Source organism: Bacillus sp. SRB3LM, from assembly GCF_015712745.1.
GTDB classification, from domain to species: Bacteria; Bacillota; Bacilli; order Bacillales; family Bacillaceae_G; genus Bacillus_A; species Bacillus_A thuringiensis_K.
This window is the reverse complement of the sequence record NZ_VWVQ01000078.1, coordinates 371,127-385,207: the sequence shown is the minus strand read 5'-3', so window position 1 is coordinate 385,207 and position 14,081 is coordinate 371,127. Positions and strand designations below refer to the sequence as shown.

The following is a 14,081-nucleotide window of genomic DNA, read 5'->3' as shown; positions in this document are numbered from 1 at the left end:
CTTCTTGGCGCTTCATCTGGTGAAAAAACTTATTATCCCCCGCTAACGGGCGGGATTAATGCGACTATATCTCCAGTTTTTATCATATCTTCATTCATTACAAACTCTTCATTAACAGCCACCATCACTTTATCCAGCGTTTGTAAACAATAGCTGGCTTTGAGCCATTCTTTTAATTGCTGCACTGTCATTTCTTGCTTTTCTGAAATCACTAATCGATCCAATCCAACTTCCTCACGCAAATTTGCAAACAGTAAAATTGTAATCATTTTCTCATTCTTCCTTCTTTGGTTTTCCTTCTGAATATGGTGTGTTTTCAAGTTGATCTCCAACCCACATCGTTCCATCTTCCCAAAATTCTTTTTTCCAAATTGGAACGATTCGTTTTATACGTTCAATCGCGTACTCATTCGCTTCATAAGCTACTTTACGATGCGGTGATGAAACTGCAATGACTACTGCAATATCCATTATTTCTAGCCGCCCTACACGGTGCGTAATTGCTACTTTTGCGTCCGGCCATTTCCCACTAATTTCTCCACCAATTCTCATAAGTTGTTTTACTGCCATCGGCTTATATGCTTCATACTCTAAATGTAGCGTTCGTTTTCCTTTTGTTAATTCTCTCACCGTACCAATAAATGTTGTAATTGCTCCTGCTTCTCTTCTTGCAACCTTATTCGTTACTTCTTCAACTACAATCGGTATATCTACAATTTCAAATAGCGCTTGTCCCATTAGAACCACCTCTCCCTTTACAAAATGTCCAAGGCCATTTACTACCTTCGTTATCTTCTAATAAAAGAACATCGACAAACATATCTTTTTTATATCCTCTTGTCCCGCCCGGCAATACGATAAACGCGTTTGATTCTGCCAATGAAGAAACTGAGCTAGATTTATCAAACCCTGATGGATAAGCGATTAACTGACCTTCGTTATATGTCAATTTTGCTCGTACAAATCTTGTAAATGGATTCGGTTTTAGAAAATCTTCTCCTAATAACGCTTTTTCTCTTTTTAAATGTACTTTTTCACTAAACATATACGTCCGAATACACGGTCTTGCGAATAATTCAAACCCTACGTAACAAGCTGATGGATTTCCTGATAAACCAAATAATAACTTGCCATTTAATTGTGCTACAGTCGTAACACTTCCTGGTCGCATTGCAACTTTATTAAAAAGAACAAATGCACCTAACTTTTCGTAAATAGCTGGTAAATAATCATAATCTCCTACTGATACACCGCCCGTTGTAATTAACATATCTACTTGGCCAAGCGCTTCTTTCACAGCTGTAAAACACGTATTAAAATCATCACTAAACTTCCCAAAATATTTTACTCTTCCGCCTGCTCTTCGGATTTGAGACAATATCATATACGTATTACTGTTTCGGATTTTCCCTGGCTGTAATGACTCATTGACATCCAGTAATTCACTCCCAGTCGCTAACAGTCCAATTACAGGCTTTCTCGCAACTGGTACTTCACTATAACCGAATGTAGCAAGAAGAGCTGAAATACCTGGATTAATGTACGATCCTTTCTTTGCAAGAACTGTTCCTTTACGAGCATCTTCACCTTGAACAGAAATATTGTCGCCCGTTTTGAATGATCGCTTCACTTCTATATAATTGTTGCCCTTCTTCTCATATTGACGAGTCAGCTCTAACATAACAACCGCATCACACCCAGTCGGAATTTGTGCTCCCGTCATAATTCGAACTGCTTGAAACGGACCTACTTTCTCATGGAATAGCGATCCTGCACCAATTTCACCCACTACTTCAAATACAATTGGCGTTTCATAACTTGCTAAATTAGTATCTTCTGCTCGAATAGCAAATCCGTCATACGGCGAACGATTAAATGACGGTACATCATGGTCAGCTACTAAATCCTCTGCTAATATACGTCCGTAAGCTAATTCAATTGGTAATAGCTCCTTTAAGCCTTTATGAGCAAATCCCATCACTTTACGAACAGCTTCTTCAACCGTAATTGGCACTCTTCTTTCCATTGTTGACACCCTCTCTATTAACCGAATACGCGATAATATAGTTGTTTCGCTTTTGAAATATCATTTGTACCATGAATAAAAACACGACCATCCCGAAAAAAAACGATGCGGTAATCATCGAATTGGCAAGATAGTAAATACGGATTCCGATCTACTTTTCCCAGTTTTTTTAATACTTTTTCTATATCATCAAAATTGTATTTCCTATTGTCTACTGTTCTAATTTGAACTGTATTTCTTCCGCATAAAACAGCTGCTTTCGTTTGATTTTCGTATGATAAATAAGGATAAGTTCGATTCAAACCGCATGAGAGACAAGCGTCTGTTTTTATTTTTCCTAGTTTTATAAAATGGTTTTGATTATTCCATATATCAAACATGAAAAATGTTTTTCTAATTGCTGAAAAATCTTCTATTAAAATTTTGAGTGCTTCCGCCACTTGATATGCTGCGACGATTTGTACAGTCGGGCTAATAATTCCAGCGGTATCACATGTCACACCTGTAACAGGAATATTTTTCAGCATACAATGTAAACACGGTGTCTCTTGCGGAATAATTGTATAACTCATACCATACGATCCAACGCAAGAACCATATACCCACGGAATATTATGTTTTTGTGATAAATCATTTATTACAAAACGAATATCAAAATTATCTGTTGCATCAATGATTACATCTACATTTTTTAATAGACCTTCCATATTTTCTAAAGTTGCATCCATTACGAAAGCATGTATTTGTACTTCCGAATTAATTTGTTCTAGCCGATTTTTTGCAGCAATTGCTTTCGGCATTTTCTCTATCGCATCTTGTTCAGAGTACAATTGTTGCCTTTGTAAATTACTCCATTCAACGTAGTCACGATCAATAATCGTCAACTTGCCAACACCTGCACGTACGAAACTTTCGGCACTTGCACTTCCTAATGCGCCTGCTCCTACAATTAACACATGTTTATTTCGAATTTTTTCTTGTCCTTTACTCCCAATTGGTTTGAACAACTGTTGTCGTGAATACCGATCAGCCATTACATACCCTTCCTCTCAAGAACTCTATTTCATATTAGAATGTTGTTTCTGATAACAAGCAAAGTAAGCAAAACCAACAAACCCAGCTCCTCCAATTACATTTCCGATAAAAACAGGAACAAAATTTTTAGCCAGATCCATCCACGTTAGATGACCAGCAAAAATAACAGCGGAAATGACAAATATATTTGCTACTACTTGCTGAAATCCAATGACTACAAATGCCATAATTGGAATCCAAATTCCGATGATTTTTCCGACAAAATCACTCGTCCCGTAAGCAAGCCAAAGAGCAAGACAAACGAGCCAATTACAACCAATTGCTAAAATTAAAGTTCTCCCAAATGATTCATGTAACTTCCCTTCCGCTATCGCTACCGTTTTATTTAAATACTCTCCCTCTGTTAATCCGCCAAGATGTCCAAAGCAATACGCAACGAAAATTGCCCCAATAAAATTCATGAGAGTAATCCAAACCCAGTTATTCAGTACACTTATCAATGTAATTTTCTTTGCATAAAGCGCCATAGACAGTGACATCATATTTCCCGTAATTAATTCTCCTCCTGCTAATACTACGAGCATGAGTCCAACAGGAAATACTGCCCCTCCTAAAACATTAACTAGACTTCCCCAGCGCTCAGGTAAATTCCCTAAAACTCGAATGTTAAGTAAAAAACCTATCGCAATAAACGCTCCTCCTAAAAAACCGAGAATAAGCATCGCTGGCAATGTCTGTCTTACTTTTTGAACACCGGCCTCAATGACAAGCTCAGCAATTTGTTCCGGCTTATGAAATGCCATTACCCATTCCTCCATTTTCTCCAAATAAAAAGCAGCTTCAAAAAACCTCCTCAAAATAAAGGTTTTTGAATGCTGCTTAATTTCTCTGCACATCTTTTACAGAGATATCAATCATCACTTTTACTATAAAATAGAAAATCCACAACTCTTGTAAATTTTCCATTTTTCACTATGACGCTAGCTTTATATATTAACCACCGATATGTGACATTTCAATTTTAGGTATTGTTTTCTTATTTGTATGATTTAAGCGTTCATCTGAATAACGATCTTCCCTATTATTCCATATATCGCGTACTACATCTGTAATGTCCTCATCTGTATGTTCAGAACGAAGCAATTCTCTTAAATCATTTCCTTTAGAAGCAAATAAGCAGGTATATAATTTTCCTTCTGCAGAAATACGAGCTCTCGTACATGAGGAGCAAAAAGAATCTGTTACCGATGAAATAATACCTATTTCCTCATCGCTTCCTATATAACGATACCTAGTAGCCACTTCACCAGAATAATTTGCTTCTATCCGTTCTAACGGCATCACTTTGTGAATTGTATTTACTATTTCTTGTTTAGAGACGACCTCTTTTAAATCCCAACCATTATAATTTCCAACGTCCATATACTCAATAAAACGAAGAATATGCCTGTTTTCCTTAAAGTATTGCGCCATCTGCAAAATGTCTTGTTCATTTTTCCCTTTTTGAACGACCATATTTATTTTAATTTTCATACCAACTTCAGCAGCAGCCTGTATTCCTTCCAGAACCCTTTGTACTTTGCTCCTATTACCATTTAAATAGAAAAACCGCTCTTCTTCTAAGGAATCTAAGCTAACTGTTACACGTGATAGTCCCGCCTTATATAAATCAGGAGCAAACTTTTTAAGTAACGATCCATTGGTTGTTAAACCGATATCTTCCACACCATCTATTTTATGAAGCCGCTCAATAAGCTTTGGAAGCCCTCTTCGAAGTAACGGTTCTCCGCCTGTAATTCGTAATTTTCTCCCACCTAAAGAAACGAAAATACGAGTTATCCTTTCAATTTCATCAAAAGATAAAATTTTATCATTAGACAAAAACGAGTAATCAGGACCAAATATTTCTTCTGGCATACAATATCGACAGCGAAAATTACAGCGATCGGTAACTGAAATACGTAAATCCTTTAACGGACGTTGTAACTTGTCTAATGTGACAGATTTCATATTTATTGCCTCGCTTTTACTTATTTTATATTTAAAACACGCTCTGGATGCGTATATACATTTAAGGATTGATTCCGAATAAATCCTATTGTCGTAATACCTAAATCTTCCGCTAGTTGCAAAGCTAACTCAGTTGGAGCTGATTTTGATAGTATAATTTCACAACCGATTTTTGCAACTTTCAATAATATTTCCGAAGAAATACGACCACTAAAAACAATGATTTTATCTTTTATAGAAATATCGTTTCTTAAACAATAACCGTAAATTTTGTCCAGTGCATTATGCCTACCAATATCCATTCGGCTTAAAATAATACCATTCACATCACATAAAGCTGCATTATGAACCCCGCCAGTATGATGAAACGTATCCGCAGATTGCTGCATTTCTTTCATTAACCGAAAACAATCCTCTGCCGCAACCTGTACATGGACACCCTGCATTTTTTTTGCACTTAGTGCATCATTAGCAAAAACAAACCCTTGCCTACTCATACCACAACAAGACGTAATATATCGTTTATTTTGCATTTGTTCGTAATACGGATTTACTTTTGCCGTCGTGACATGTACAAATCCTTCTTTCTCTTGTACCCATATGTCATCAATATCTTCATACTTTCGAATGATTCCTTCAGATGCTAAGAAGCCTATTACCATATCTTCTATATATTCTGGAGTACTAACCATTGTAACAAACTCCTGTCCGTTCATTTTAATCGTGACTGGAAACTCTGTTACAATGCTGTCCTCTATATGTTTAAACGCCCCTTGTTCATAACGAAAGATTTCTCTTTCTACCTGTATCGGTTTCACGATCAGTATCCTTCTCTCACGTTATATTTTTATCAAAAACAAATACCGAAACTGCAATATCTTCTTCTACTTTCATATCTGAAAATAGGTTCACTAATTTCGCTCCAACAAGTTCCTCCAAATGTTCACGGGAATTCGCAGCATATACTTCTTGAATCATTTTCGTTCTAGCCATATGAACCATTTCCGCACCGTCCATCGTACTTGAAATGAATTTTTCAGTAGGTGTTAAGTTTCCATAAAGAGTCGCAATCGCCATGTTTTCTGCAAAAACAGTATGAATTCGTTCTGGCCCTTTTCCGAAAAGTTCCTTTCGAAGTTTTCGTATCATATCATTAAATTCATGTACTTTTTTTGACATACCATTATACCTCCCACAAACCTCATTTTACTTTATTATATATTTTACCAAAATGAGCCTTCCGCCCAAACTATTTCGTACAAACATTTGGGCGAAAAGGTTCACTTCATGAAACTTATTCTTCTTTTAATCCTTTTCCCATACCTTTTAAGAAATGAAGCCCAAACCCGATAGCACGGTTAATATCTGGGTCTTTCAATACTTTCATAAGATCGAATACCCCTACTTTTTTATTACTCTCTAAATGTTCATTACCTTTTTCTAGCCCTACTAATAAGCTACCTATAAGCTTTTTCGTAAGCTCCGGATCAAGTTCTGTTAAAGCACCCGCAGCCCCCATCATATTATTAATTAAATTTGTAACAGGCTCACGAGTCACTTGGCCAAGAACAATCTTTGCGATTGGTTCTTTCGCCTTTAGCATAGAATTAGCTGCTTCTAACATGCCAATATCATTCAATTCCCCTACTATATTAAACATTTGATTTAGAGCGTCTTCATTATTAGCTAGAAGCTCTTTTAAATCATCTAATTTTTTCTGTTTTATTTCTTCCTCAGTTAATTCTTGTTTTTGAATCATTTTTATAGGTGCAGCCATATTTTTCTCCTCCTACTTATCCGTTAAATGCACATACCCTGGACGTGCCCACTTACGATGTACCTCAATACCAGCTTGAGGATGACGTTTTTTATTACGCGGGTTCGCTTTTGGCATCGGATTTTCGCCATCAACTTCTAGCACTTCCATACGCACTTTCGTCTGTTTATAAGCAGGTGTGTTCGTACGCGTATCGACCGCAGGACCTGTTAAGAAATTAATCGCTGTTTCATTATCTGTAGAATTCATCGGTAAATATAACTCATTCGCTTTTACACGCTCTGTAACGAGTGCACGTAATTTTAACGCTCCAAACGGAGAAACAAGACGGACTAATGAACCAGTTTTCACTCCACGTTCTTTTGCAAGGTCTGGAGAGATTTCAACGAAAACACCAGGTACTTTCGTTTGAATACCTGTTGATTTATTTGTCATATTCCCTTCATGGAAATGCTCAAGCATACGACCGTTGTTAATGTGAAGGTCAAACTCAGCTGGAAATTCAGCTGGACGTACCCAGTCAGCAATCGCAAAACGAGCTTTTTTATCTGGGAAGTTAAATCCGTCTTGGAACAGAAGTGGTGTATTCGTTCCATCAAAACTTCCCCAATGGAAACTGTTCCACCCTTCAAGCACTTCATAGTTCGCTTGCGAGAACAATGGTGATAAACTTGCCATCTCAGCAAAGATTTCACTTGGGTGGCTATAATTCCAGTTTGCACCTAGTTTATTCGCAACTTCCTGGACGATCCACCAGTCTGGTTTCGCATCTCCTAGCGTAGGAAGAACTTGATATAATCTTTGGACACGGCGCTCTGTATTTGTGAAAGTACCTTCTTTCTCAAGAGATGGCGCTGCTGGTAATACAACATCTGCATATTGAGCAGTTTTAGAAAGGAAAACATCTTGCACAACGAAGAAATCAAGGCTCGATAACACTTCATGTACATGATTTGCATTAGAATCTACAAGAGCCATATCTTCTCCGACAAGGTACATTGCTTTCATTTTTCCTTCGTCAATTGCGTGAAGCATTTCAATATTATTAAGACCTGGTTCACTGTCAATTTTCACTCCGTAAGCAGTTTCAAATTTCGCACGTTCCATTTCGTTAGTAACGTGCTGATATCCTGGAAGCCATCCTGGTAAAGTACCCATATCACAAGCACCTTGTACGTTATTGTGACCTCGAAGTGGGTATGCACCTGCTCCTGGACGACGATAGTTTCCTGTTGCAAGAAGTAAGTTTGAAATTGCAGCGGAAGTATCAGAACCACCTGTATTTTGCGTTACCCCCATACCCCAAAGGATACATGTACCATCTGCATCACGAATCATTTCAGCCATTTGAATAAGTGTTTCTTTTGAAATACCTGTTACTTCTTCTGCATATTCAAGTGTATATTCTTCTAGGCTTTCTTTGAAATCTTCAAAGAAGTTTACATTCTCATTAATGAATTCCTGATTATGCCAACCTTGATCAATCATATATTTCGTAACAGCCATTAACCAAACTTGATCTGTTCCTTGTTTTGGACTAATAAAGACATCTGATCGCTCTGCCATTTCGGTTTTACGAAGATCGGCCACAATTAACTTTTGTCCGTGTAATTTATGTGCACGTTTAATACGTGTAGCTAGAACAGGATGACCTTCTGTCGGATTACATCCTACAATAATAACAAGACCAGATTGCGCAATATCTTTAATCGTTCCGGCATCACCGCCCATACCAATTGTACGGAACAAACCATCCGTTGCTGGTGATTGGCAATAACGTGAGCAGTTATCAATATTATTCGTTCCAAATACTTGTCGAGCTAATTTTTGAATTACATAATTGTCTTCATTTGTAATTTTAGAGGAAGAAATAAATCCGATAGAACCTTTACCGTACTCTTCTTTAATAGCGCCTAATTTATTTGCAACTACATTCAGTGCTTCTTCCCATGTAGATTCAACAAACGTTCCATTTTTACGAATTAAAGGTTTTGTTATTCGTTCTTTAGAATTTACGAAATCCCAACCAAATTTCCCTTTTACACAAGTGGAAATTGCGTTAACTGGTGCATCTGAAGATGGCTGTACTTTAAGGATTTTACGCCCCTTCGTCCACACTTCAAATGAACAACCTACACCACAAAATGTACATACTGTTTTCGTTTTCTTCGTACGAGTATCACGCATGGCCGCTTCCACTTCTGATATCGCAAAAATACCGCTATAACCAGGCTCAACTTCTTTAATTAAATCTACCATCGGTTCAAGAATATCTGGTTTCAATCCCGTCATAAATCCAGCTTCACCGAGCATCGTTTTCTCCATTAAAGCGTTACAAGGACAAATCGTTACACATTGACCACAGCTAACGCATGAAGAATCATTAATATTTACTCCTTCATCCCAAATAACTCGTGGGCGTTCCGCTTCCCAGTCTATCGATAATGTTTCATTTACTTGTAAGTTTTGACACACCTCAACGCATTGACCGCATGCAATACATTGATTAGGATCATAGCGATAAAACGGATGCGTCATATCAACCCCACTTACATCTACTTTCGGTTCATACGGATATTTTTGATGTTCAATTTCCATTAATTCTGCTGTATTATGCAGTTTACAGTTCCCATTGTTGTTGTCACATACTGTACAGTATAATAAATGATTTTCTAGTAACCGATCCATCGCCTCTGTTTGTGCTTCTTTTGCGCGAACAGAAGCACGTTCAATGCTCATACCTTCCGTTGCTATCGTCGAACAAGAACGCATTAACTTTCCGTCAACTTCTACAATACAAGTGTCACATGTTTGAATAGGATCTACTTCTGGCACGTAACAAATTTGCGGATGTTCAATCCCGTTCTCATTCATAACACCCAATATCGTCGAACCAGGCTCCGCTGTATACTTTTTTCCGTCAATTGTAATATGAACCATGTTGTTATTCATGGTCTTTCCCCCTTTTTGAGAATAAAAAAACTCCACCACGAAAATATACGCACCACATTTTTGGCACGCTATCATCATGGTGGAGTAGTTTATTAGCACATCTTGCTAAAATACCAATCCATTTATTCATAAATAAAACGATAGATTCATAACAGGTCATATCACGATTCCATCTTTAACACTATAATTATAGCGTTAAAGTTAAAAATATACAATATAAAATTTAAACTACGCATATGTCAGCTTGTAACTATCCATAATAACCCATATAAAACATAACAAGGAGTAAGCGAACAAATGGGGTCTTTTAATAAATGGATTCGTGGTGAAAAATCTTTTTCTACCCAAGAACAAGCTGATTTCGCATTAAATAAATCTATCTCTTCTTCCCTTTCCCTTAATTTAAAGCACTTGTCCAAACTGTTTAGTGGTATTCCAGAATTAATTACACGCACTTTTCCGTTAAAAAACGGAAAAGAAGCTGCACTTATATATATGGAAGGACTTGTAGATAAAACTGTTATTAATGTAGATATTCTTCGTCCTCTCTTATTTAAAGAATGGAATGAAGACGATTTGTCGGAATCTTCTATTTCTATCGGAAATATTAAAAAAGTTCAACAGTGGATAGACATTGAGCAATCTCTTTTACATGGCAAAAGTATTTTATTTATAAACGGGCAATTATCAGCTTTAGAACTAGATACGCAAGCGGCGCCAAAAAGGAGTATTGAAGAACCTACAACAGAGAGCTCCATAAAAAGCTCACATGAAGGATTTAATGAAGTAGCGAGCGACAGCCTTGCACTTATTCGTCGATATATTCCAAATCGCGAATTGAAAGTGAAGGAATTCACTGTTGGTGAACGAGCTACTTCAAAGATTTTTTTGCTTTATCTAGCAGATGTTGCGAACGAAAATATCGTAAAAGAAATGGCATCCCGTATCGAGTCAGTAACAGTTGATGCGATTCTTACTACTGGTGAATTAGAGGGGTTTGTTGAAGATAATTCCTTTACTCTCTTTCCACAATTATCAATAACTGAACGCCCTGACACAACAGCACATCATATTCTTGATGGGCGAATTGCCGTTGTTGTAGATCGCTCACCAGGCGTATTAATAGGACCTATGACCTTTTCATCCTTTTTTCAGACGATAGATGATTACAGCTTCAGACCTATGATTCCATCTTTTATACGACTCCTTCGTTTCACTGGACTATTTATTGCAATATTTGCTCCTGCTCTTTATATTGCTATGATTTCCTTCCATTATGAAGTGATTCCGCTCAAATTGTTGTTAACGATTGGAGAATCTCGAGCCAAAATTCCTTTCCCCCCCATATTAGAAGCTTTATTAATGGAATTAGTTCTCGAAATGCTCCGAGAAGCAGCGATTCGGCTCCCTGGACCTGTTGGACAAACAATCGGCGTCGTAGGAGGAATTGTAATTGGACAAGCTGCGGTTCAAGCTGGAATTGTTAGTAACGTTATGGTTATCGTCGTATCAATTACTGCGGTTGCCTCTTTCATTATTCCCAACTTAGAAATGTCAGCAGGAATTCGGCTTCTTCGATTCCCAATGATGATAGCCGCCTCTTTATTTGGCGTCATTGGAATTATGGTTGGAATGGCAATTATTATCATCCATATTCTTTCTATGGAATCACTTGGTGTGCCATATGGTAGTCCTTTTTCTCCGTCATATGCTTCGGATTTAAAAGATACCCTTGTACGTTTCCCATGGAAAATTATGAAGAAACGGCCACTATCTCTACAATTAAAACAAGATAACCGGCAAAGAGATGTTGAGGAAAAGGAGGAGAATAAGTGACAAAACGTACAAAGAGGGAGATCACTTTATTTCAATACATTTTAACGATTAGTGGTGTTCAAGTAGGATTCGGTGTCCTTACACTTCCGCGTGAAGTTGCACAAGGTGCGAATACAGATGGCTGGATGTCTATTATTATCGGATGCGCTATCACTACTTTAGTCAGTTTATGTATTGTAAAAATTATGGAAAAGCATCCTGGATATACTTTACTTCATGTGCTGACTCGTTATCTTGGAAAATGGTTAGGAAGAGTAGGAATGATTTTTTGGATTTTATATGCTGTACTTGCAGCAGTTTCCTTAGTTTTTTCCCTCCTGTATGTTATTCACATTTGGATTTTACCTAGATCTCCTATGTTTTTAATTATGATTTTGCTTTCTATTCCAATGCTTATGCTTGCATGTAAAGGTGTACTTATTATTAGTCGCTTTGCCGTTTTCACTGTAATTTTTACCCTTTGGATGCCATTACTATTATTTATTCCTCTTAAAGATGGTCATTGGATATATCTTCTTCCCTTTCTAAAGGAAGGATGGATACCAGTTGTAACCACAGTGAAATCAACTATCATTGCGTTTCTCGGATTCGAGTTTGCATTCGTCCTTTATCCCTATCTAACTAACAAATCAGCTGCAAAAAAAGGAATCGTTATTGCAAATATGATTACTTTATTTGTTTACCTACAAGTTACGTTCATTTCTTTCGTTTATTTTAGCCCGGATGGTATAACGAAATTTTTATGGCCGACTCTTTCTCTTGTTACACCATTTCACTTTTCATTTCTGGAACGATTTGAAATTATCTTTTTATCATTTTATCTCTTCATTATTTTCGATTCTTGTATTCCTTATATTTTCACTGCTTCAGATGGAATCAATCAATTACTTAACAAAAAAGGGAGTCCATTACCTGTTTGGATTTTATTATTCGGGTGCATTTTCGTTCTATTCTTTTATATCCCTTCCTCTTACCAAATAAGTGCGTTGCGAGAATTTTGGGGAACTGCCAGTTATTTTATCGTTTTTCTATTCCCAGTCGTATTTCTCTTATACATGACACTTTATCAGCATTGGAAAAGGAGCAAAATTTAAATGAGGCGCTTTATTCATTTCACTATACCTTGCTTTCTCATAACCTTATTAACAGGCTGTGGAGACCGGCTAGACTTAGAAAAACAATCTATTTCATTAATTTACGGTTTTGACGCAAAAGCAAAAGGAAAATTAATTGTGTACCACGTAAACCCTACTTTTAATGAAGACGTAGAAAAAAAGTACGAAACACATGAAGCAAAAGTGCGTACACCTCGAGAAGCAAAAGCAACGTTTAATAGTTCAAGTGGCGGTTTAGTATCTACAGAAAAGTTACAGCTCATTTTATTTAGCACAAATTTTTTAAAACAAGAAGGGGCTATGCCTTACCTTGATGTTTGGTATCGCGATCCTAAAAATACCGGAAACATGCGCATGGTCGCAGTAGACGGTCCAGTTTCTTCAGTTATATAATAACTTTAAAGATAAACCTGCCCTTCCCGAGTATTTAACAGATTTAATTAATACAAATAAATTATACAATCGGACAGTTTTCACACCATTTCATGAATTTCATAGGCAAACGTTTAATAAAGGTATAACACCTGCTATTTCAGAAATAAAAAAAGGAAAAAAAGATGTTATCGTTACAGGCTCTGCACTATTAACTTCTCGCGGAATTTATAAGATGTCTTTAAATCGTTATGAAAGTGCCCTTTTGCTTATGTTGCAAAAGAAAGCTAATATACCCGTTTCACTTACAATGAAAATTCCGTCTCATTCAGTTGAAAGTAATAGTCATCTAAAAGATACAGAAGGTGACGATTTCGTAACAATAAACGTTCTTAGCATGAATCGTGATATCCGTACAGACTATAGCGATAACCACTTCAAATTTAATGTTAAAATGGATTTAAAAATTGCCGTATCTGAACTTACATTCAACATGGATATAGACAAAGATAGAAAGAAATTAACTTCTCTCATTGCAAAACAACTAAACAAAGATTTAAACGATTTAATCCACAAAATCCAAAAACAGCAACTCGATCCATTCGGGTTTGGTGATTATGCGAGAGCATTTCAATATAAAGAATGGAAAACAGTTGAAGATGATTGGCCGAGTGCCTTTTCAAAAGCTAATGTGAAAGTGGCACCAACTATTAAAATTTTAGAAAATGGGATTATTAAATAGCAAAAACACACTACTTACTCTTATACGTTTAAAGAGCAAGTAGTGTGTTATCATTTTTATTTTGAAGCTTCCTATGCAGTTACGCTTCTGTTTCTTGTTCTTCGTTTTCCGCTTGTTCCAACCTTTGCTGTTCTGCAAGTTCGGCTGAAATCATTCCATAATAAATTTCTGGATACAATCCAAATATTTGATATACACTTCCTAAAAACGGCATCG

Annotated in this window: 13 protein-coding genes and 1 pseudogene; 3 read left to right on the top strand and 11 right to left on the bottom strand. The window is 36.7% G+C overall.

Features of this window, described 5'->3' with window-relative positions:
* Positions 1-32: 32 nt before the first annotated feature.
* The 10 genes from moaD to fdhF all read right to left on the bottom strand — a co-directional run bounded on the left by moaD (position 33) and on the right by fdhF (position 9,800).
* The gene (moaD, locus tag F3I02_RS25555) at positions 33-269 is read right to left on the bottom strand and encodes a molybdopterin converting factor subunit 1 (protein WP_000628483.1); all 237 of its coding nucleotides are present in this window, start codon (positions 267-269) and stop codon (positions 33-35) included.
* A gap of 4 nt (positions 270-273) precedes the next feature.
* Complete coding sequence (gene moaE, locus F3I02_RS25550) at positions 274-738, bottom strand: molybdopterin synthase catalytic subunit MoaE (protein WP_000529378.1); 465 nt, start codon at positions 736-738, stop codon at positions 274-276.
* Positions 719-2,026: a molybdopterin molybdotransferase MoeA gene (locus F3I02_RS25545; RefSeq protein WP_000442203.1), complete on the bottom strand. Its 1,308-nt coding sequence runs from the start codon at positions 2,024-2,026 to the stop codon at positions 719-721. The genes moaE and F3I02_RS25545 overlap by 20 nt, the downstream gene beginning before the upstream one ends.
* 17 nt (positions 2,027-2,043) lie before the next feature.
* The gene (locus tag F3I02_RS25540; RefSeq protein ID WP_000785256.1) at positions 2,044-3,060 is read right to left on the bottom strand and encodes a molybdopterin-synthase adenylyltransferase MoeB; all 1,017 of its coding nucleotides are present in this window, start codon (positions 3,058-3,060) and stop codon (positions 2,044-2,046) included.
* Between the two features lie 24 nt (positions 3,061-3,084).
* Positions 3,085-3,864: a formate channel gene (locus tag F3I02_RS25535; RefSeq protein WP_002164134.1), complete on the bottom strand. Its 780-nt coding sequence runs from the start codon at positions 3,862-3,864 to the stop codon at positions 3,085-3,087.
* Positions 3,865-4,054: 190 nt separating this feature from the next.
* Positions 4,055-5,071, bottom strand: coding sequence for a GTP 3',8-cyclase MoaA (moaA, locus tag F3I02_RS25530; RefSeq protein ID WP_230876890.1), 1,017 nt, complete (start codon positions 5,069-5,071; stop codon positions 4,055-4,057).
* Between the two features lie 20 nt (positions 5,072-5,091).
* A complete protein-coding gene (gene fdhD, locus F3I02_RS25525; protein ID WP_000802676.1) occupies positions 5,092-5,889 on the bottom strand; it encodes a formate dehydrogenase accessory sulfurtransferase FdhD in 798 nt (265 codons plus the stop codon).
* A gap of 16 nt (positions 5,890-5,905) precedes the next feature.
* Positions 5,906-6,250: a Na-translocating system protein MpsC family protein gene (locus tag F3I02_RS25520; protein WP_000039582.1), complete on the bottom strand. Its 345-nt coding sequence runs from the start codon at positions 6,248-6,250 to the stop codon at positions 5,906-5,908.
* 115 nt (positions 6,251-6,365) lie between these two features.
* A complete protein-coding gene (locus F3I02_RS25515) occupies positions 6,366-6,848 on the bottom strand; it encodes a helical membrane plugin domain-containing protein (protein WP_000729889.1) in 483 nt (160 codons plus the stop codon).
* 12 nt (positions 6,849-6,860) lie between these two features.
* Positions 6,861-9,800, bottom strand: a complete 2,940-nt coding sequence (fdhF, locus tag F3I02_RS25510) for a formate dehydrogenase subunit alpha (RefSeq protein ID WP_196478541.1) — start codon at positions 9,798-9,800, stop codon at positions 6,861-6,863.
* A 297-nt stretch (positions 9,801-10,097) separates the two neighbouring features.
* Here fdhF and F3I02_RS25505 point away from each other — a divergent pair, with 297 nt between their 5' ends.
* The 3 genes and pseudogenes from F3I02_RS25505 to gerSC all read left to right on the top strand — a co-directional run bounded on the left by F3I02_RS25505 (position 10,098) and on the right by gerSC (position 13,865).
* Positions 10,098-11,636 (top strand): spore germination protein, encoded by a 1,539-nt coding sequence (locus F3I02_RS25505; protein WP_196478540.1) that lies wholly within the window; start codon positions 10,098-10,100, stop codon positions 11,634-11,636.
* On the top strand, positions 11,633-12,730 hold the full coding sequence (locus tag F3I02_RS25500) for an endospore germination permease (RefSeq protein ID WP_196478539.1): 1,098 nt from the start codon (positions 11,633-11,635) through the stop codon (positions 12,728-12,730). The genes F3I02_RS25505 and F3I02_RS25500 overlap by 4 nt, the downstream gene beginning before the upstream one ends.
* Positions 12,731-13,865, top strand: a pseudogene (gene gerSC, locus F3I02_RS25495) (spore germination protein GerSC).
* Positions 13,866-13,944: 79 nt separating this feature from the next.
* Here the strand turns inward: gerSC and F3I02_RS25490 are convergent.
* Positions 13,945-14,079, bottom strand: coding sequence for a phosphonate ABC transporter permease (locus F3I02_RS25490; RefSeq protein ID WP_001116180.1), 135 nt, complete (start codon positions 14,077-14,079; stop codon positions 13,945-13,947).
* Positions 14,080-14,081 lie beyond the last annotated feature (2 nt).

Bases quoted from the DNA above. Each gene is read 5' to 3' on its own strand.
- moaD (WP_000628483.1), bottom strand. From the start codon at position 269: ATGATTACAATTTTACTGTTTGCAAATTTGCGTGAGGAAGTTGGATTG.
- moaE (WP_000529378.1), bottom strand. From the start codon at position 738: ATGGGACAAGCGCTATTTGAAATTGTAGATATACCGATTGTAGTTGAA.
- F3I02_RS25545 (WP_000442203.1), bottom strand. From the start codon at position 2,026: ATGGAAAGAAGAGTGCCAATTACGGTTGAAGAAGCTGTTCGTAAAGTG.
- F3I02_RS25540 (WP_000785256.1), bottom strand. From the start codon at position 3,060: ATGGCTGATCGGTATTCACGACAACAGTTGTTCAAACCAATTGGGAGT.
- F3I02_RS25535 (WP_002164134.1), bottom strand. From the start codon at position 3,864: ATGGCATTTCATAAGCCGGAACAAATTGCTGAGCTTGTCATTGAGGCC.
- moaA (WP_230876890.1), bottom strand. From the start codon at position 5,071: ATGAAATCTGTCACATTAGACAAGTTACAACGTCCGTTAAAGGATTTA.
- F3I02_RS25520 (WP_000039582.1), bottom strand. From the start codon at position 6,250: ATGTCAAAAAAAGTACATGAATTTAATGATATGATACGAAAACTTCGA.
- F3I02_RS25515 (WP_000729889.1), bottom strand. From the start codon at position 6,848: ATGGCTGCACCTATAAAAATGATTCAAAAACAAGAATTAACTGAGGAA.
- fdhF (WP_196478541.1), bottom strand. From the start codon at position 9,800: ATGAATAACAACATGGTTCATATTACAATTGACGGAAAAAAGTATACA.
- F3I02_RS25505 (WP_196478540.1), top strand. From the start codon at position 10,098: ATGGGGTCTTTTAATAAATGGATTCGTGGTGAAAAATCTTTTTCTACC.
- F3I02_RS25490 (WP_001116180.1), bottom strand. From the start codon at position 14,079: ATGCCGTTTTTAGGAAGTGTATATCAAATATTTGGATTGTATCCAGAA.